The sequence below is a fragment of the Candidatus Zymogenus saltonus genome (assembly GCA_016929395.1).
Classification (GTDB): Bacteria; Desulfobacterota; Zymogenia; order Zymogenales; family Zymogenaceae; genus Zymogenus; species Zymogenus saltonus.
Genome location: JAFGIX010000086.1, coordinates 80326 through 99389, shown reverse-complemented (window position 1 = coordinate 99389; position 19064 = coordinate 80326). Strand labels below are relative to the sequence as shown.

General features: G+C 49.1%; 16 protein-coding genes, 1 tRNA gene and 1 pseudogene. 11 read left to right on the top strand and 7 right to left on the bottom strand.

The window, feature by feature from the left end; translation table 11 throughout:
- The first annotated feature begins 1 nt into the window (after position 1).
- The 6 genes from JW984_16160 (at position 2) to JW984_16135 (ending at position 4362) form a co-directional block, all read left to right on the top strand.
- Positions 2–463 carry a hypothetical protein gene (locus JW984_16160; GenBank protein MBN1574731.1) on the top strand — a complete coding sequence of 154 codons (462 nt, stop codon included), beginning with the start codon at positions 2–4 and terminating at the stop codon, positions 461–463.
- Between the two features lies 1 nt (position 464).
- Positions 465–878 carry a hypothetical protein gene (locus tag JW984_16155; GenBank protein MBN1574730.1) on the top strand — a complete coding sequence of 138 codons (414 nt, stop codon included), beginning with the start codon at positions 465–467 and terminating at the stop codon, positions 876–878.
- A gap of 186 nt (positions 879–1064) precedes the next feature.
- Positions 1065–1535, top strand: a complete 471-nt coding sequence (locus JW984_16150; GenBank protein MBN1574729.1) for a SocA family protein — start codon at positions 1065–1067, stop codon at positions 1533–1535.
- Positions 1536–2030 (top strand): hypothetical protein, encoded by a 495-nt coding sequence (locus JW984_16145; protein MBN1574728.1) that lies wholly within the window; start codon positions 1536–1538, stop codon positions 2028–2030.
- Between the two features lie 166 nt (positions 2031–2196).
- On the top strand, positions 2197–3003 hold the full coding sequence (locus JW984_16140; GenBank protein ID MBN1574727.1) for a zinc-ribbon domain-containing protein: 807 nt from the start codon (positions 2197–2199) through the stop codon (positions 3001–3003).
- A 207-nt stretch (positions 3004–3210) separates the two neighbouring features.
- A complete protein-coding gene (locus JW984_16135) occupies positions 3211–4362 on the top strand; it encodes a site-specific integrase (GenBank protein MBN1574726.1) in 1152 nt (383 codons plus the stop codon).
- Between the two features lie 106 nt (positions 4363–4468).
- On the opposite strand, the gene JW984_16130 is transcribed toward JW984_16135, so the two are convergent.
- The 3 genes and pseudogenes from JW984_16130 to JW984_16120 all read right to left on the bottom strand — a co-directional run bounded on the left by JW984_16130 (position 4469) and on the right by JW984_16120 (position 7427).
- Positions 4469–4544, bottom strand: a tRNA-Arg gene (locus tag JW984_16130).
- A 460-nt stretch (positions 4545–5004) separates the two neighbouring features.
- Positions 5005–6948 carry a PAS domain-containing protein gene (locus JW984_16125; GenBank protein MBN1574725.1) on the bottom strand — a complete coding sequence of 648 codons (1944 nt, stop codon included), beginning with the start codon at positions 6946–6948 and terminating at the stop codon, positions 5005–5007.
- 138 nt (positions 6949–7086) lie between these two features.
- Positions 7087–7427 (bottom strand): annotated as a pseudogene (locus tag JW984_16120) (cupin domain-containing protein).
- Between the two features lie 297 nt (positions 7428–7724).
- On the opposite strand from JW984_16120, the gene JW984_16115 reads away from it, so the two are divergent.
- The 5 genes from JW984_16115 (at position 7725) to JW984_16095 (ending at position 14668) form a co-directional block, all read left to right on the top strand.
- Positions 7725–8531: an acyltransferase gene (locus JW984_16115; GenBank protein MBN1574724.1), complete on the top strand. Its 807-nt coding sequence runs from the start codon at positions 7725–7727 to the stop codon at positions 8529–8531.
- A gap of 156 nt (positions 8532–8687) precedes the next feature.
- Positions 8688–10193 carry a D-aminoacylase gene (locus JW984_16110; GenBank protein MBN1574723.1) on the top strand — a complete coding sequence of 502 codons (1506 nt, stop codon included), beginning with the start codon at positions 8688–8690 and terminating at the stop codon, positions 10191–10193.
- 196 nt (positions 10194–10389) lie between these two features.
- On the top strand, positions 10390–11541 hold the full coding sequence (locus tag JW984_16105; protein MBN1574722.1) for a 2-hydroxyacyl-CoA dehydratase: 1152 nt from the start codon (positions 10390–10392) through the stop codon (positions 11539–11541).
- 36 nt (positions 11542–11577) lie between these two features.
- The gene (locus JW984_16100) at positions 11578–12828 is read left to right on the top strand and encodes a 2-hydroxyacyl-CoA dehydratase (protein ID MBN1574721.1); all 1251 of its coding nucleotides are present in this window, start codon (positions 11578–11580) and stop codon (positions 12826–12828) included.
- 37 nt (positions 12829–12865) lie between these two features.
- On the top strand, positions 12866–14668 hold the full coding sequence (locus JW984_16095) for a long-chain fatty acid--CoA ligase (GenBank protein ID MBN1574720.1): 1803 nt from the start codon (positions 12866–12868) through the stop codon (positions 14666–14668).
- A 98-nt stretch (positions 14669–14766) separates the two neighbouring features.
- On the opposite strand, the gene JW984_16090 is transcribed toward JW984_16095, so the two are convergent.
- From JW984_16090 to JW984_16075, 4 genes are all read right to left on the bottom strand, one after another.
- Entirely contained in the window at positions 14767–15291 is a 525-nt protein-coding gene (locus JW984_16090; GenBank protein MBN1574719.1) for a hypothetical protein, read from the bottom strand.
- 287 nt (positions 15292–15578) lie between these two features.
- Entirely contained in the window at positions 15579–16166 is a 588-nt protein-coding gene (locus tag JW984_16085; protein MBN1574718.1) for a helix-hairpin-helix domain-containing protein, read from the bottom strand.
- Between the two features lie 27 nt (positions 16167–16193).
- Entirely contained in the window at positions 16194–17786 is a 1593-nt protein-coding gene (locus tag JW984_16080) for a citramalate synthase (GenBank protein ID MBN1574717.1), read from the bottom strand.
- Between the two features lie 12 nt (positions 17787–17798).
- Positions 17799–19040 (bottom strand): aspartate kinase, encoded by a 1242-nt coding sequence (locus tag JW984_16075; protein ID MBN1574716.1) that lies wholly within the window; start codon positions 19038–19040, stop codon positions 17799–17801.
- Positions 19041–19064 lie beyond the last annotated feature (24 nt).

The following is a 19064-nucleotide window of genomic DNA, read 5'->3' as shown; positions in this document are numbered from 1 at the left end:
AATGGAAAAGCGAGAATATATTTTGAACGATTTAAGGGTTGGGTTGATTTCAAAAGAATTGGCCCAGAGAAAACTTAACGAAATAGAAGAGGACAAAAAAATGGAAAATGAAAAAAAGGAAAACCCGGCAAAAGAGGAGAAGGCGTTTCTGGTCGGTCGAGGCGATCTCGAAGGGGAGAGTTTTATTTTTCAAGAAAATCCGGCTTTGCGGAATGTGCGATTGAAGATTTGTTGCAGGCCCGAACTTTTGGGGGCTGATAGGCGGTGGTATTTGAAAGCAACCGGAGGCACTTTCGGACATGAACATATTTTTATCTCGGACATGATACCGATTAGCATGGACGGGCGGTATCGAATCGAATACGAAAAGACAAAATATGAGATGAAAATTTCTGAAAAAGATTTCGCTTTGGACGGCCCTGTATCAGCCGAAGTTGAAATCGAGAAAATGGAGGGAAAATAACATGGGCGAAATTGAAACGGCATTGGAGAAAATCAAAGAGCAGCGAGAGGCGGAGTTAATGGAGGCGGTCGATATTGTGTGTCGATTTAAGGAGCTTGACAAAGAATACGTTTTAAACGTAATTGCAAAAATGAGCGAAACACACAACATGACACCGGAGGAGGTCATGCGAAAGCGTTTTGGGATTGACGTTGAGGCCCGGCGCAAAAAGAAGGAAGAGGAGGCTTTCCATAAGGCTTTTAGGGAATATCGGCCTAAAACTATCTCGGCCTCGATAGGCGGAGAGCATGACGAAAGTGTCAAGGCCGGAATTGAAAAAGGAAGGCGGCTAAAAGAGGTTTATTCAAAATGGGGCCAAGTGCCCTTTGAAGAGCGTGAAAAGTATCAGGGCGATCCTGAAACCAAAGAAGAGTAAAAACCAAGGCCGGGGTTGTAATGGCCCCGGTCAATTTTTAGTCTATATCTGTATGGAATGTACCAGTTAGTGGTAGTGGGATGAATAAAATACATGAATAAACTATTTAAAATATTTCTTGACATTTTCTTATGCAGATATGGTATAATTTTATTGGAATATTCTAATAAATGGGGTTATTGCTATATGAAAAAGACCAAGCAACTACTTGCTTATTTGATAAAAAACCATCAATCACCAACAATTACTGGTTTAATGAAACTCGCCTATATAAGCGATTTAGTATCAATGGAAAGGCGTGATCTGCAAATGTCAGATTTTGAATATTTGAGATATAAACACGGGCCATTTGATAGAAATATCTATGATTATATTCAAGAATTATTATCGGAGAATAGCATTGTCGAAGAACCAAACTATACTACAAGAGGTGATGAATATATAGTCTATAGATTTAAAGATAAACAGAACGTTTCTTTTGATGAATTAGATGAAGAAGATCAGGCTATTTTAGATGAAGTATTAGAGGCGCTTTCAGGATATGGGGCAAAGGCTCTTGTTGAGATAGCTTATAATACAAAACCCATGAAAAAAATAGGAGCTACACAAAATAATAAGAAAGGTCTAAATCAAGTATTAGATTTATCGGCCAAATGAGTGAAAAGTAAGCTTTTCCAACATACAGGGTTATTGCCGATTTTTCGGAATAATGTTTATTACGATACTAAATCAATTGAAAAATCAACTCGCATAAAAAAACCAAAATATAAACTTGCTGGACATAGTTTTTTAGAAAATTATTTTTTCCACGTCCTTACTACTGATTATGATGCTTGCAAGAAATGTTTAACTGTAAAAATAAAACAAAGTGATTGGGAAGATAAGGTTGGTGGACATCTTGAAGAACGAATATCGTTTTGTGATGTTAGACATTGTGAGAGTATTGTCAAAAATGAACTCTTAAGGAAAATAGAGGATCCAAAAAACGGGTTTAGGTACGTAGCAAAGCTATGTTCTGCTAAATGCGATTCAATAAAGAAATTAAGTAAAAAGGCATTGAAGCGACCAGAAATTTCTGACGATACCAAACGAATTATTGAACAAACCGCTATTGATCCAAAAATTCCTTTAGAAAAGCTGAAACTTATTTAAGAATTATTCGATTAATCTTCAAATAAATCTGTTTGATAAGTCTGTCCCATTAATCTTGCATAATTATTCTTCATCTTCCTCATTATTTAGGAACGGTGAAAGTTTTTTCCCTAAATTGTGACTTTAATTATCGAAATAGTATTTGGATTTCGATTGAGAGGTTATTATGAAAGTTAAATGCAATAATTGTGGATTTGAAGGTAATATAGCTGATAGTCTAATACCAGATGATGGGAAAAAAGTATCTTGCCCTAAATGCAAAACATCTTTTGTAGTTAATAAAAAGACGAAGCCTTTGCCGATTGATCAAGAAAATCAAAGTAATTCTAAAATGACAACATGGGACTACATTAAGGGTGATTACTCAAAATTGGAGTCTACTCCTGAAAAAAGAATTGATACAGAAAAAGAAAAAACAATCACTCCAAAAAATAAGGCTGAAGATATAAACAAAACAACGTTATTTTTGATTCTAATTATTTCTTTAATTGCTGTTACTGCATATGCATATTACTACTTCAACTTTAGTATTTACTCTAAATATCGTGATTTGAAAAAACAACACCCTGATTATGTTCATATTTCCTCTTTGCCTGAAATAAAAACGGGCTCTTTGACTAACGTGCAAAAAGAACAATATGCAAATATGTATGTTGGGAAAAATTGCATAGGTATAGGTGAAGTAGTATCCGTGGAGAAGTATAATAAATCTATTGTCGGTTCTTTTATGGAAGGTTTTACTGAAGGTTTAACTGGAACTTTTACAACACCTAAAAAGGAATTACCTTCATCAGGAGTATTGATAGAATTAAAAAATGCAAATAGCATAACCAAAATCTATCTTCCTGAAAACACAACTTTAAACTATTTTTCGTTAAGTAAAGGACAAAATATCGTTTTTATAGGAGTAATTGAAGCAGTTAGTGTGGGCTATAATATGACTTTTCACGTAGTAAATGTATCATTAGAGTAATAGAACGAAATACTAAAATGATGAAGCACAACGGAATATATGTAACCATCGAGGAGCTTCTTTCGGGAAAACAGCCAAATATGTCGTCTGCCTTGCCTTCACATAAGAAAGCAGAAAAAGTAAACAGATCATTTTTCTAATGAGGTTAACAGAGTATCGTTTTGTAGATAAAAGGAAGAAGGTTTTTTAGAAAGGAGGTGATAAAGTATGGCAACTATTGAAAAGGTTGTTTTTTCAGGGTATAAGCTCCGTCTTATCGAGTACAGAGGAGGTTATTATTTAGAAGCTGAAAACATGAATTTGAAAAACCGGAAGCGTAAAAGATGGGCGGTCAAGACAACGGTTTTATCGGAGGCTAAAGACGAATTTTACAAAGCGAAATCAAAGCTCCAAGAGACGGGACGGCTTGACGTTCTTTTTGAAACGAACCTGAACGATTATATCGAAAGGTTTTTGAGATGGTCAAAGATTCACTCTAATTCGCCACGGACGTATGAATATCATGCGGAGGCGATGAAGGTTTTCCAAGAGTTTATTTCCGAAAAGAAAATCAAAAGTCTCTCGCCGGAGATTTACGATCAATACAAGGAATGGCTTTTTGACAAGGGCCTCGCCCCCCGGACGGTGGATCTAAAATTAACAGGAATAGGGAAAATGATCACAGTTTTGGAGAGCTTGAAGATAATTCCTAAAGGTGTTGTGGAGAGGCCGAGGTTGATAAGGGCAAAAACCTCAAAATCGCCCACTTTTTGGGAAGAGGGGGAAATTTCAAGGATACTTGCATCGGCTCAAAATATGCACATTTACGACATGGTTATCCTTGGATTAAACACGGGCTTGCGTTTGGGCGAGTTGACGCATCTTCGATGGGGCGATGTCAACCTTGACGGTGGATTTATTCTTGTTCAGGGATATTCAATGGATTTTGGAGGAGAGACATTTTCCTTTGAACCTAAAGACCACGAAATCAGGAGAATAAAGCTCAATGCGGCGGCCTTTGAAGTGCTTTCCCGTTTACGGCCTAAATCTGAACTTTCGCCTTGGGTTTTCGCTAACAAATACGGAAAACCCCGAAAAAACAATCTTCATCGAGATTTCAGGATTGTTACAAGACGGGCCGGAGTGGAGGATAAGGGGGGTTGGCATTCCCTCCGGCGGACGTTTGCCGTTCATCTTTTAATGAACGGGGCTGATCTTGAATCGTTACGGCGACTTTTAGGACATAGCGACATTAAGACGACACAGGTTTATTTAAACGTAACGGCCAGATTTTTAGATGAAACGGTCAATTTAGTTGGATTTAGGGGTCAGAAGGAGACGGGTGTTGTTATCCCCTTTAAAAAGGGCATGACTACTTGACTAAAAACGGTGATTTTTTAGCGTTTTTTTTGCGCCTTATTTGGTATCATTTTGGTATCAAGGAGCTTTTGTAAAAAAGTGAAAACGTGTAAGTACTTGAAATCATTGGCGCGCCTGGCAGGAATCGAACCTGCGACCTACGGATTAGAAGTCCGTTGCTCTATCCCCTGAGCTACAGGCGCGTTTGATTGCTACAGTTTTTTATTACTCTCTAAAAAATCCTCCGTTTTAGACTAAACCTGCCCGAGTGAGGGCCGCTGTTTTATCGAGATGATGGCGTGTTCTTCGTGCCATACTATACCTTTCTATTTTCGCAAATCATTGATAGGGATCAACTCCGTCCCAAAGGGGGCAAATCGGTTCTTTCCGCAATCGACATTGGGGCCGAATTCTATCACATTATTGTGTGTCGTCCAAGAAATATTTTTAAGAATCCATCCTTTCCAGCAGAGTCCGGCGAATGGGCATCTTCCCTTTCAGAGATACGCTGTTAAAAGCCGGGTCTTTCGGCAATGTCTCAATCACATTTGAAATTTGGCAAAAGAAGATTTTCTTTTGGCTGTTTTCCCGGTCTCCTCCAAGTATATCACGGCCTGATTATCATCCTTCAAAAAAAGTATTTAAAGCTTGGTCTTTTCGACTTCACTCCTTCGTGGGCAGAACAATCGTGAAGGTGCTGTACTCTCCCTCCTTGCTGCTCACCGAAATACTGCCGCCGTTTGACTCGATGAGATTTTTAGAGATTGCAAGGCCTATCCCCATCTTTCCGGCTCTGGTCGTGGAGAGGGGATCGAAGAGCTTTTTGAGATCCTTTTTAGGTATGCCGGGGCCGTTATCCGAGATGGATAGCAATATAGCGTTGTCATTGGATTTGGCGATTATTTTAAGTTCCCCCCCGTTGGGCATGGATTGGTCCGCATTTATGATCAGGTTGTTGATGACCTGACCCGTTTGAAGGGGATCGACGAACACCCGGGGCAATTTATCCGAAACATCGGTAATTACCTTGACATTACCCGAAGGCGGGTATTTTTCAAGGACCCTTTGCACCAGTTTATGCACCTCTACTTCCTTTTTGTCGGGTGTCTTTGGTCTGGCGAAGTAGAGGAGCAGGAGCATTATCTGTTCGGTCTTTTTTATCTCGGACGTGATCACCTCCAAGACCTTCTGGGCGGCCTCATCGTCTTTTGAGATTTTCTTTTTCAAGGAAAATACCTTTTCCGAAATTATCTCCAATGGCCCGCGAAGCTCGTTGCCGACACCCCTCGCAAACTGCCTCAGAACGGTGTTTCTCGTCTTGTCGACGAGAAGTCCGGGAGCTTCTTTAAGCTCCTTCGTCAATCCCCCGACCATCTGTTTGAAGTGCTTTGAATATTGGTTCAGCCTTTCCTCGGCCTCTTTTTGTTGAGTGATGTCTTTAAAGATTATTGCGGAGCCCATTACAACGCCACCATCGTCAAAAATAGGGGACACGGATATATGAAGATAGGCTTTAACGCGATCGTCGTATTTGTCTATCTGTACCCCCTTTCCGTTTAAGATGGCCTCTTCGTGGGGACAGTCCTGACATGGGGCGTCATGTCCCTGAAGAAGCTCGTAACATTTCTTCCCGACAATCTCTTTAGGCTTCATGTTGAAGGAATCGGCGAGTGCCATGTTTACCTTTATAAACTTGTAGTCTTTGCCTATGATCGCGACCATGTCCGTTATGGAGTCAAATGTGGTCCTCCATTCACCGGAGGCCTGCTTTAACATACCCTCCCACTCCTTTTGTGCCGTTATATCCGTCTTTACCTCTACCACTCCCTCAACCTCGCCGTTGTCGTCCAATACAGGATAGGCCCTTACGAACCAAGCCTTTCCGTCTTCGGAGATTATCTCGGCCTCTTTTGATTTGCGTGTTTTTTGAGCCTCCACAATGGGGCAGCCGACACACGGATCGAGGTTGTTCAATATGACATGATAACAACGGTGGCCCACGAGCTCCCTCTGGGTGATTTTTGCGAACTCGGCTACGGCATTATTCGCCCAGATGACGTTCATGTCTTTTCCGATGAACATCACCATCTCGGAGAGGCTGTCCAAAATAGCCGTTTTCTCTTTTTCCGCCCGGCTTTCCCTCTCCTTTTCAATACGGCTTACTCCCTCTTTTTTTATGTCTGCGGGTTTTGTCGTGGATCGGGTCTCTTCCTTTACGGGCTTTCCCCTTTTTAAGATATTGTCAATTAAGGCCGGAACAAGCTCTAAATATTTTCGTTTGCGGTCCTTTACGATGTAGTTTTCTACTCCCAACTCCAATACACGGGCGATGGCGCTCTCTGTACCCTTGCGCGCGAAGTAGATCGTGGGGGGGAGGATTCCACCGAAGGCGAGGTCTTCTATCAGATTGAGGCTCTCCTCGTTTTCAAGATCGTGATCCACGGCAACGATGTCGAAGACATTTCCTATTATTGTCGATAGGCCCTCATCCCTATTTTTTGCGCTTTCAAAGAGATATTCTTTGCGGGCGGTCTCTTCTTTTATGTAACTCGAAAGGCTTTCATCTTTACCTAAATAGAGGATGCGGGGGGAATTTGAACCGTTCATAGCTCATCTCCGAGTTTGAGTAACGGATACCATAAGCACTTATTCAATTTCTTATACCACAAAGGCGACCTACAACAAAATAATTTGTTTCGTTTCCTTCCTTTTTGTTAAAGGGCGGAGAATTGTCTTGAGCTCCTTCTATCCCGAGCTCTCCATGGGCCACAGCTCATGGAGTTTCTTCCCTTCAAAGGGGGGCGAAGCGGCGCTGTAATAAATCAGAACCGCCTTGCCGTCTTTTATGAGACTGTGGGGTTCATTTGACGGTATAAGTATGCAATCCCCTTCAACAACCCTTTTCTCCTCATTGTCGACGGTCATTGTTCCTCGCCCTTGAGTATGAAATAGCGCTGCTCATTTTCGTGGTTGTGTATATGCTGTTTCCCCCGGGGCCCATCTCCACCAAGGATGTGGTCAAATTCCTGGAGTCGTTGGTTATCTCGGATATGAGAAGGCAGGAAGTTATCCCGTCCCTCATATATCTTGGCGAGTCCGTCTTTCGCATGATCTTCATTTTCCCCTCGTTTTTAGCATTGATTATTTTGGCGTTATCGTATATCTTTACCCGATGATTTTAACAAAAAAACCAAATTTTGTAATATCAAAATACAAGAAAAGAGATTTAAAGATTTTTCGCTTTATGGTAGAATTCCCGTGTCCTTTGAAATTAACTCCTTTTGAATACTTTATAGCGCTGAAAAATCGTCCTTTATATCAGTATGGCGCTGATAATAAACAATAAGGTGTTGCTCCTCTTCGGGTATTTTTGGAGTTGAAGGATGCCGGCTAAGGGCGTTGGTGACAGGATAAAGAGCACGGGCAGGCTTATGCTCGGAAGGGATATAACTCTCGGCCCCCTTGTAAATGCGATAAATGTGGGCTTCGGATGCACAATCGGGGATGACGTTTTGATCGATCTGCCGGCCCTGACGCTGGGTGATTACGTGACGATCGAGCGGGGGAGCGCCATTCGGGGATACAACAGCTGTACCATCGGCCACAACGTCTTTATCGGCGAGTTCTCGATGATCGATACGGTCGGCAACGTCGAGATCGGAAACAACGTCGGGATCGGCGCCCACAGCCAGCTCTTGTCCCACCAGATGTTCGGCGACAGGACGTTCGGCAGCCGCTTTTCAATAAAGGAGAGCCTTACAGTCGGCGATGACGTATGGTTTGCGAACCACTGCATCGTGCTTCCGATAAAGGCGGAGGAGAGATCGATGGCCCTTGCCGGAAGCGTCGTCACGGATAACATGAAATACAACAGGGTGTATGCGGGGGTTCCCGCAAAGGACGTTACGGAGGCCACCGGCCCGCAGTTCGATGAAAAGATCAGAATCGAACAATCCCAAAAGAAATTAAACTCGTTTCTCATCGAGTATGAATCCTACGGCAACAACCTTGCCTTCATGAAGATAACCGATAACCTCGACGAAGAGGAAGAGGAAGAGAGGCTGACCCTCTTCAGCCTGAAGGATCGGCTCTACCTCCCCAGGAGGACGGAGAGGGAGTACAACCTGATGAAGTACCTCCTCTATGACAAGGCGAAGTTCCTCCCCTATACCCCGCCGAAGAAGAAGTGATTCGATCCTGCCGACTTCCGCCGCCTGTCCTTGAGATCTATGCGGCCGGGGATGAGGGCTACATATTATATGTGGAAATCTCCACAGATCCGTATTTGAATTGACACCGGCCCCTTTATTCCATAATATAAAACAATCTTTGAAAGGTAACAATCTATGGAAACGGGCGGCGTACTGATCACGGGGTGCATGGTGGCCGACGGGACGGGGAGCGAGCCGGCCCCCAAGGAGATCCTCGTTAGGAGGGACAGAATCGTAGAGGTGGCCGGGTCCATCGAGGCGGCGGATGCAGAGATATTTCGCGCCGACGGCCTTATCGCCGCTCCCGGATTCATCGACATCCACTGCCATGGCGACTTCGACAGGATGAAATATCCCATAGCGTACGAAAAGCTTACCCAGGGCTGCACCCTCGAAGTGGTGGGAAACTGCGGATTGAGCCCGTATCCGGTAAACGAGACAATAATGATGGATATGGTGCCCCTCATCACGACAATGGTCGGCGGAACGGACTTTACCGGCTATTCGGGTCTGGGCGAATATTACGGATTCCTCGAGGAGAGGGGGATCGCCATAAATATCGCGTCGTTTGCAAGTCAGGGGATGATAAGGGGAAACGTCATGGGGATGTCCCTTGATATTGCCGGTAAGGCGGAGCGCCGTGAGATGGAAAGCCTTCTCGGCGAGGCGATGGAAAGCGGGGCCCTTGGCGTCTCAACCGGATTGATATATCCCACAGGCGCAATGACAAAGACGGAGGAGCTGACGTGGTTGATGACAAGGGGAGTGGAGATGAGGGGGAGCACGGGCGCGGTCCCGGCCTACGCCACCCACATGCGAGACGAGGGTGACGGGATAGCCCTTGCCCTCGATGAGGCCTTTACGGTTGTCAAGGAGAGCAATGCCAAGCTCCAGATTTCCCACATCAAGTGCATGGGAGAGAAGAACTGGGGGAGGGCGGGGGAGGTGATCGAGACAGTGGAGTCCGCAATAAAGAGCGGCCTTGACGTCACGGCCGATGTATACCCGTATCTCTTCTCCTCCACCTTCCTGGCGATGATCGTGTTGATGCCCGGGGCCGACCCTGACAGCGTCTTTGTGTCAAACGCCGTAAGGTCCGACGGCGGGATGTGGGAGGAGGTCGTGGGGCGCTCCATGACGGAGCTGGCCGATATGTGGGGGGTGTCCGCCGACGAGGCGGGAAGGAGACTCATCGCCGAGAGCCCCTCCGCCTTCGGCGTGGGAAGGGGAATGTCGGAGGAGGACATGGTCGAGTTTCTGAGGCAGCCCTGGACGATGATAGGGTCGGACGGGATAGAGGACAAGAGGGGAAAGCCGCACCCCAGGGTGACAAGCACGTTTCCGAAGATCCTATCCAGCTACGTCAGGGAGAGGGGGATTCTGACGTGGGGAGAGGCGATCTCAAAGATGACGGGGAAGTCCGCCGACAAGCTCGGCCTAAAGAAGAGGGGATATATCAGGAAGGGGTACTTCGCCGACATCACGTTGTTCAATCCCGAAGAAATAAAAGACAACGGAACCTTCAGGGAGCCGAACGTGAGGCCCTCCGGCATCCCCCATGTCATGGTAAACGGGGAGTGGGCGCTCTTGAACGGCCAGGTAACGGGGGAGCTTCCGGGGAGGGTTTTGAGGGCGGAGTAGCAGTCGTTTCTCATATAAAGGGAGGGGTGATTATATCGTGAAAGAGAGCATATCATGCAACGTCTTATCTTTTTTCACGACCTTAAAGGCCGCATTTGTGAGTTGAATTCACAGGGTGATTTTAAGGGACACGAGGGGAGTTTTCTGATATAAAAGGTAAAAGTATTTTCATATACTTCATGATTGGAATATCTAAATGTCAAAAAAAGAAATGTCTAAAACCTCGAATATTTCAGTGGTAAGATTCACAGATGCCATAGAGAAGATGGACGAAAACCTTAAGGCGATATCGTCAGGCGGGAAAAAGGTCTTCGGCTACTTTTGCACCTACACCCCGATCGAGATGATTCACGCCGCGGGATTTCTGCCGGTGCGGATCGCGGGAGGCCAGGGGCGGGTGGATAACGCCGATTCTTTAACGCCGAACTTTATCTGCCCCTATGTCCGCCTGGCCACGGAGAGGGCGCTCATGGGCCGATACGATTACCTGTCAGGTGTGATCGAGGGATACACCTGCGATGTAGTCTGCGGGGCGGTGAACGTCTGGGAGGACAATTTCAAAGGGGAGCTCTACCACACGATCCCCCTCCCCTACGATAATTACCCCGCCGACAGGGATTTTTTCGGCGCGGTCTTGGAGGAGCTCAAGGATAAGCTTGAAGGCGTGGGTGGGGCGGTGACGGAAGAATCCCTCGAGGTCTCCCTTGACCTCTACGGGAAGATAAGGGGGATGATCCTCCGGTTCATGGAGATGAGGGAGAAACGGAGCCTTCCCCTTACCGCGGCGGAATTCCTGACGGTGATCAGGGCCGGGTTTGTGACTCCTCCGGAGGACTACCTCTTGATGCTTGAGGGGCTGGCTGGGGAGATCGAGGAAAAGGGCGACAAGGCCGAAACAATAAATAGGAAGGGTATCCCCGTCCTTGTCTCCGGGAGCCTTGTCGAGGAGCCGGGGGTGCTGGAAATATTGGAGGAGTCGGGGGGTGTGGTAGTCGCCGACGACCTCTGCACCGGGTTTAGAAACTTTCATCCGGAGGGGGGGGAGGGAAAGACTTCGACCGAGAGGCTGATAGACCGCTACATAAACCGTTACCCCTGTCCCTCCCGATCCCGGACGGGGGTCAGGGTGCCGAGGTTGGTGGAGCTTGTTAAAAGCTCGGGGGCCAAGGGGGTCGTCTTCCTCTTCCAGAAGTTCTGCTCCCCCCACTTGGCCGACCACCCGGTGGCGGTGGAGATGCTGAAAAAGGAGGGGATTCCCCAGATCGCAATCGAGATGGAGGAGACCGGGATAATGGAGGGGCAGCTGAGGACTAGGCTCGAGGGATTCTTCGAGATGATAGGAAGTTAGATATTTATAGAAAAACGTTTATAGAAAAGACACGTTATGGAAAAGACGAGCAAATCGAAAAAGAGGCTTAAAACCGCCAAGGAGCTTAACAAAATAGTGACCGAGTTCTACCTCGAGGGTCACAGGGCGAAGGAGGAGGGAAAGCCGGTGGGGTGGCTTCCGGTGATGATCGGCACCACCGAGATATTCTACGCCATGGACCTTCAGCCGGTATTTCCGGAGAACTGGTCTCCGGTATGCGCCGCCTTCGGCCTTACGCCCACGGACTTCGAGGTCTCGGAGGGGATGGGCTACTCCCAAGACCTCTGCGGATACTTGAGAAACATCGTGGGCTACGTCTACGGCCTGATGGGAAAGGACGACGTCCCCCTGGGCGGGCTCCCGGAGCCTGACATCATCTTCTCCGGCGGCGGGGGGTGTGTTCCCGCCATGAAGATTTTACAGGCTATGGAGAAGAGGTTCCCGGACGCCGCCCACTTCATCGGCGGCATCCCTCAGGTGGCGCCGGAGAAGATCCAGAGACACCACATCGAGTATGTCAAGAGCGTCTTCACCCGGCTCATAGATTTTCTCACCGAGGTGACCGGCAGAAAGTTCGACATGGAGAGGCTGAGGGAGGCGGTCAGGCTCTCTGATCGGGCGTGCGAGCTCTGGGACGAGATAACCTCCCACCGGCGGTTTATCCCCACCCCCATCTCGGCCGCCGAGATAGGGATCATGTTCGTCATGGTGACCCGCCAGGGGACGCAGATCGCCGTGGACTACCTTGAGAAGGTCCTCGAAGAGGTCAAGGAGCGGGCTGCTGCGAAGATCGGCATCATCGAGGACGAGAAGATCAGGCTCTTCTGGGACAACATACCCCTCTGGTACAACATGGGGCTCTTCAACTACGTGGAGAAGATGGGGGGCGTCTTCGTGGCGGAGACCTACTCCGCAGCATGGTCCATCCGCCTCGACCCGAAGGACCCGCTGGAGGCGATAGCGATTAAGTCGCTGATGTCGTATCCCCTCGTCTCGTGCACCTCCACCCGGAAGAGAAAGGAGATGGTCTTAAAGGCATGCAGGGACTTCCACATCGACGGGGCGGTGCTGCACAGGAACAAGTCGTGCGTACCCATCACGCTGGGGCAGATGGATATCAAGCGGGCGCTTATGGAGGAGCTTAATATCCCGTCTGTCATAATCGACGCCGACCACATGGACGAGAGGAACTTCTCGGTCGCCCAGTTCCAGACGAGGATGGACGCCTTCATGGAGACATTGCTTGAGAAGAAGGGGCTGTCGTAATCATGTAATAGATAATTAATATTTAGAGGAGTCCGATATGAGCGGGAAGACATTGAACGCAATATTCTTGGATCATGCGAATAAGTACCCCAAAAGAGTTATCTTAAAGCACAAGGAGGTGAAGGGGGGAGAGTACGTAGACGTTACGTGGGGCGAGCTTAAAGACCTCGTCCTCTCCTTCACCGCTGGATTGGTCGAGATCGGCGTAAAGCGCGGCGACCGGCTCGCCATCCTCTCCTTTAACCGGATCGAGTGGCTGGTTTCTGATTTGGCCACACTTTTCATCGGCTGCGTCAACGTCCCGATATACCACACTAACACCCCGGAGCAGTGCGTCCATATAATAACGGACTCCGAGGCGGGTTACGTCGTCGTGGAGGACACCGCCCAGCTCGAAAAGATCCTCTCGGTGAGAGATAGGCTCAAGGGGCTGAAAAAAATCATCCTTATCGAGGGGGATGTTCCAAATGGGGATAAAGACGTAATCACGTACTCCGGGATCATGGAAGAGGGCAGGGCGAAGAGGGACAAGCTGGAGGAGAAAATTGTGAAGGCGGCAACGGGCATAAGGCCGGAAGACATGGCCACTATCGTCTACACCTCCGGGACGACAGGCCCGCCCAAGGGGTGTATGCTCAACCACGGGAACATCACCTACGTCATAGACTCCACCGACGATATAATCAAGATAGACCCTGAGACCAACATGTCGATCATGATCCTGCCCGTCTCCCACTTCTTTCCCCGCGTCTCCGGCTACTACTACAACCTGGTAAAGAACATCCCCTTCGTGGTTGCCGAGTCCTTGGACACGCTGGCGGTGAACCTCATGGAGACGTCGCCGACCTACTTCACCAGCGTCCCGAGGATCTTCGAGAAGGTCTACGCCCGGATCGTCTCGGTGGCGGAAAAGGGATCGTTCGTCAAGCGACTCCTCTTTCGCTGGGCTGTTACCGTGGGGAGGAAGAGGAGCCGGCGTCTCAACAACAAGAAGCGGCTTTTCCCGCTCCTTCGCGCGAAGTTCGCGGTGGCCGACGCCCTCGTCTTCAAAAAAATCAGGGCGATGCTGGGGGGCGGGCTGACCTTCGCCCTTTCCGCGGGGGCGCCCTTGTCGTCCGAGGTGGGGGAGTTCATCCACAGCGTGGGAATACAGGTGCTGGAGTTCTACGGCCTGACCGAGACCGTGGGCGGCACCATGACTACCTTCGATCACTGCCGCTACGGCACCGTGGGAAAGACGATGCCCGGCTTCGATGTAAAGCTCGCTCCGGACGGCGAGATATTGATCAAGGGGAACAACTTCATGGGCTACCACAAACAGCCGAAGATGACAGAAGAGCTGATAAAAGACGGCTGGTGCTATTCGGGCGACGTGGGCAGGTGGGACGAGGACGGCTTTCTTGTCATCACCGACAGGAAGAAGGACCTCATCATCACGTCGGGCGGCAAGAACATCTCCCCCCAGAACCTGGAGAACCACTTGAAGCAGATCAAGCTTGTGGCGAACGCCATGGTCTACGGCGACAGGAAGAAGTACCTGACGGCGCTGATCACGCTGGACGAGGCGGAGCTCCTCGACTTCGCGAAGGGGCTGGGGCTTGAGGGCGCGGACTTCGCCGAGCTCACGAAGAACCCGGAGGTCGTGAAGATAGTGGAAGAGGGGGTCGAGAAGGTGAACGCCACGCTTCCCTCATACGAAACGATAAAGAAGTTTCGCATCCTGCCCAGAGATTTTTCGCAGGAGGAGGGGGAGGTGACCGCCACGCTTAAGATAAAAAGAAAGGTCTTAAAGGAGCGCTACAATGATGTCATCGAGTCGATGTACGAGGGGGAGGGGTAGGGGGGTGGCAATTTATACGGTTAATGGATAAAACCTGTTTATTCAGTTAACAGTTCAAAAAGCGCCTGATCAGCGGTGCAACAAAAATATCATTGATACTACAAATCTCTCATGAATCCTATCACTAATCCAACAGGGAAACTCAAGAATAACATAGAAGTAAATAGAATAATTGAATAATTACTATCGAGGTAACTACTTGTTAAAGAAAAAACTTCACTTGCTGTTGGTGAAACTAACTTCGCCGACGCCATAACAATGCATATCCCTATTACAATTGCCATATTTCTTTTATATTGAGGAATTGATATTGCTAATCTATACAAACCATGGACTGAAAATGCAATACTGCATAAATGCAAAATGACTATTATGAAGGGGGGGGAGATACTAAAGAGTCTGTTTCTGTATTTTGAAATAAAATATGAAATCGAAGTCCCAATTGCCAGACCATCCAAAATACGCCCTATGGAAAAGAATGGTATACTGATTAGTAAAAGTCTTTCTCCAGACGAAGAAGCAATTCCTAAAGCACTAAGTGTACCGATGGAAATAGCTATCATTTTTGCCCTTGAATAAAAAGGGCTTTCGTTTAAAGCATTGAATGAGAAACCACCTACCATAGAACCAATACCGATTAGACACAAGACAGCGGAAGTCTTAAAGCTTAAAATCCTAAACGAAGGTGTTATTAGCTCAAAAATAGCAAATAAAATATTAAGTATCTTATATAAATTGTCTGATATCATCAATTGTTCGACTATTTTATTGAAGGCTTTTATTCAATACATCAAGTACTATTCTTAACTAACACATTTTTACAATATATTCAATTGCTATATATATTATTATTAAAAAAACGCCGCCCACCCCATATAATTTGGATTTATCATTAATACCTGATATATATTCAATCCCCGCCCCCAAACACCACATACCCTTCGATGAGTTTTGTCTTGTACCTCCCTATCCCCTTGACCCTGGTCAGGTCACCAACGCACGAAAACGGGCCGTAGCTATCCCTGTACTCGACAATCCAGCCGGCGCTCTTTTCGCCGATGCCCGGGATGAGGGCGAGGTCTTCTGCGGTCGCCTCGTTTATGTTGAAGGGAAGGCCCAGGATGAAGAGCTTCCGGGCGGGTAGGGGTGAGACCTCGATCTTGTCTCCGCCGTCGGCATGAAGGACGGCCACCGATGCGCCGCCCGGCAGTCTCTCATCGAGGGTCTTGGGATTCAAATCAACGTTGTCAACATCAATGCCCCATTTGGTAAGGGCATCCCTTAATGTTGTGCCCGGCGGTAGTATCTCGATAACGCCGTCGGGGTTCGAGACGGCGATTCCTGCGACAGGCTTTGAGGGCCCATTGAGGCCCTTCAGCTCGGCCGAGAGGTGGGTTACGGCAAGAAAGGTAAAAAGGAGCGAGGAGACGATTAGAATCCCCCTCCGGTAGCGAAGGAGACCGGCGTTGTTCTTCATCTCCTTATCCTTATCGTGCATAGCCCTTTATACAATCCTTTATAGAGACTAATCTTCCTCGAGGGCCTTTCTCTTCTTCTCGTCCTTGTAGAGCTTATACTCGATGCTGTCCACGAGCGCCGTCCAGCTCGCCTGGATGATGTTTTCGTGGACGCCCACCGTCTCCCAGGTGTCCTCGTTGTCGCCGGATTCGATCAAGACGCGGACCGTTCCGGCGGTGGCGGCCTCGGTGGTGAGAACCCTCACCTTGAAGTCCACGAGCCGCATCTCGGAAAGCTCCGGGTAGAACTTCATCAAGGCTTTTCTTATGGCGTTGTCCAGCGCGTTTACGGGGCCGTTTCCCACGGCCGCGGTGTGCTCCACCCTCCCGTCCACGTCGATCATGATGGTCGCCTCGGAAAAGGGTACGTCGTCCTCCTGCCTCCGCTCCACGATCACCCGAAAGCCCCGGAGCCTGAAGTAGGGCTTGTAGCGCCCAAGGGTCCTGTTCATCAGGAGCTCGAAGGAGGCGTCCGCCCCCTCGAACTGGTAGCCCTTCTCCTCGAGATCCTTGACGTTCTTGACCAGCTCCTTCGCCCCCTTCTCCTCGTCTGTGAGGTCTACGCCGAACTGCTTCGCCTTGAACTTTATGTTGGAGAGTCCCGACTGGTCGCTCACCAGGATGCGCTGCCTGTTCCCGACCAGCGCCGGGTTTACGTGCTCGTAGGTGAGGGGGTTCTTGGAGACGGCGCTGGCGTGGATGCCCCCCTTGTGGGCAAAGGCGCTCTCGCCCACGTACGGGTAGTGCTTGTTCGGGATGCGGTTCGCCATCTCGTCGACGAACCTCGACACTTCTTTCAGCCTCTCCATCTGTTGGTCTGAGATGCATTCGATGTCCATCTTGAGCTTGAGGTTGGGGATTATCGAGCAGATGTCGGCGTTTCCGCACCGCTCGCCGATCCCGTTTATCGTCCCCTGCACCTGAACGGCCCCCGCCTGAACGGCCGTCAAGGTGTTGGCCAGGGCAAGCCCGTTATCGTTGTGACAGTGGATGCCGAAGGGGATAGAGACCTCCTTTACAACCCGCTCGATGATCTCTTTTAAATCCCACGGCATCACGCCGCCGTTGGTGTCGCAAAGAATTAGGGAGCTTGCGCCGGCGCTCTCCGCCCTTTTCAACGTTTCGAGGGCGTAATCCGGGTTCGCCTTGAACCCGTCGAAGAAGTGCTCGGCGTCGAAAAATAGCTCCCCGGTCTTGTCTTTCAGGTATGCGAAGGTGTCGTATATCATGTCGAGGTTTTCTTTAAGCTCCACCCCCAGCGCCTGGGTGACGTGGATGTCCCAGGATTTTCCGACGATGGTGATGGCGTCGGTCTCGGCGTCGAGAAGCGCCTTTATCTGAGAATCCTTTTCCGCCGTCTTGCCGGCGCGGCGCGTGCTCCCGAAGGCGACCAGCTTTGCGATATTGAAGCGGGTGCCCTTGATCCCCTTGAAGAATTTGTTGTCCCTAGGGTTCGCCCCGGGCCACCCCCCCTCGATGTAGTGGACGCCCAGCTCGTCGAGCTTCTTTGCAATCCTGATCTTGTCGGCGGCGATAAAGGAGATATCCTCCGCCTGGGCACCGTCCCTGAGTGTCGTGTCATATATTTTAACGAGTCTCATAACGGACTCCCATTATAGTTCCTCTTTTATCGCCTTGGCGCCTTCCGCCAGGCCGAAGACGTCGTGGAGGACCCTGACGGCGAGCTCGGTGTATTTTCTCTCGATGGCGCAGGAGACCTTGATCTCCGATGTGCTGATCATCAGGATGTTGATGTTCTCGGACGCCAGGGCCTGAAACATCTTCGAGGCAATCCCGGCGTGGCTCCTCATTCCCACGCCGATGATCGAGACCTTTGCGATGTCCTCATCGGCGATAATCTCCTTGGCGTTGAGCTCTTTCTTCAGCCGCTCCAGTATCTCCTTCGACTTCTTCAGGTCGTTTTTCGGCACCGTAAACGTAATGTCGGCGTTGTTTTCCGCGCTTATGTTCTGGATGATCATATCGACGATTATGTTCGCTTCCGATATGGCCCCGAATATCTTCGAGGCGATGCCGGGCCTGTCCGGCACACTCCTAAGCGTAAGCTTACACTCGTCCACGTTGTACGCTATACCCGATACTACAACCTCTTCCATGTCTTTATCCTCCATGGTAACGTATGTCCCCGGCACCTCCTTGAATGTCGATTTGACCAGAATGGGGACCTTGTATTTTTTCGCAAACTCGACCGACCTCGTCTGGAGCACCTTCGCCCCGAGGCTCGCCATCTCGAGCATCTCGTCGTACGAGATCTTGTCGATTTTCCTTGCCTTGGGGCAGATGTTGGGATCGGTCGTGTAGACCCCGTCGACGTCGGTGCAGATCTCGCAGAGGTCGGCTTCTAAGGCCGCAGCTAAAGCGACGGCGCTGGTGTCGGAGCCGCCCCTTCCAAGCGTTGTGATGTTCCCGTCGTCGTCCACACCCTGAAATCCGGTTACGACGATCACCTTCCCCTTTTTAAGCTCCTCCTCGATGAGGGTTCGGTCGATCTCCTTGATCCTCGCCTTCGTGTAGGCGTTGTCGGTGGAGATCTTTACCTGGGAGCCGGTAAAAGACCGGGCGGGGCATCCCATGCCGTTGAGGGCAATCGACAACAGCGCCACCGTTACCTGCTCCCCTGTGGAGATAAGGACGTCCACCTCCCGCTCGTTCGGGTTGGGATTAAACGCGTAGGCGAGGTCGATGAGCCTGTCGGTCTCCCCCGCCATGGCGGACAGGACAACCACCACGTCGTCACCGTCGTCCCTCCTCTTCTTGACCTTTTCGGCGACCTTTTTTATCAGCTCCTCGTTCCCCACCGATGTGCCGCCGTACTTCTGAACAATAAGTGCCACTTTTGGTTTTAACCCCCCTGTTGA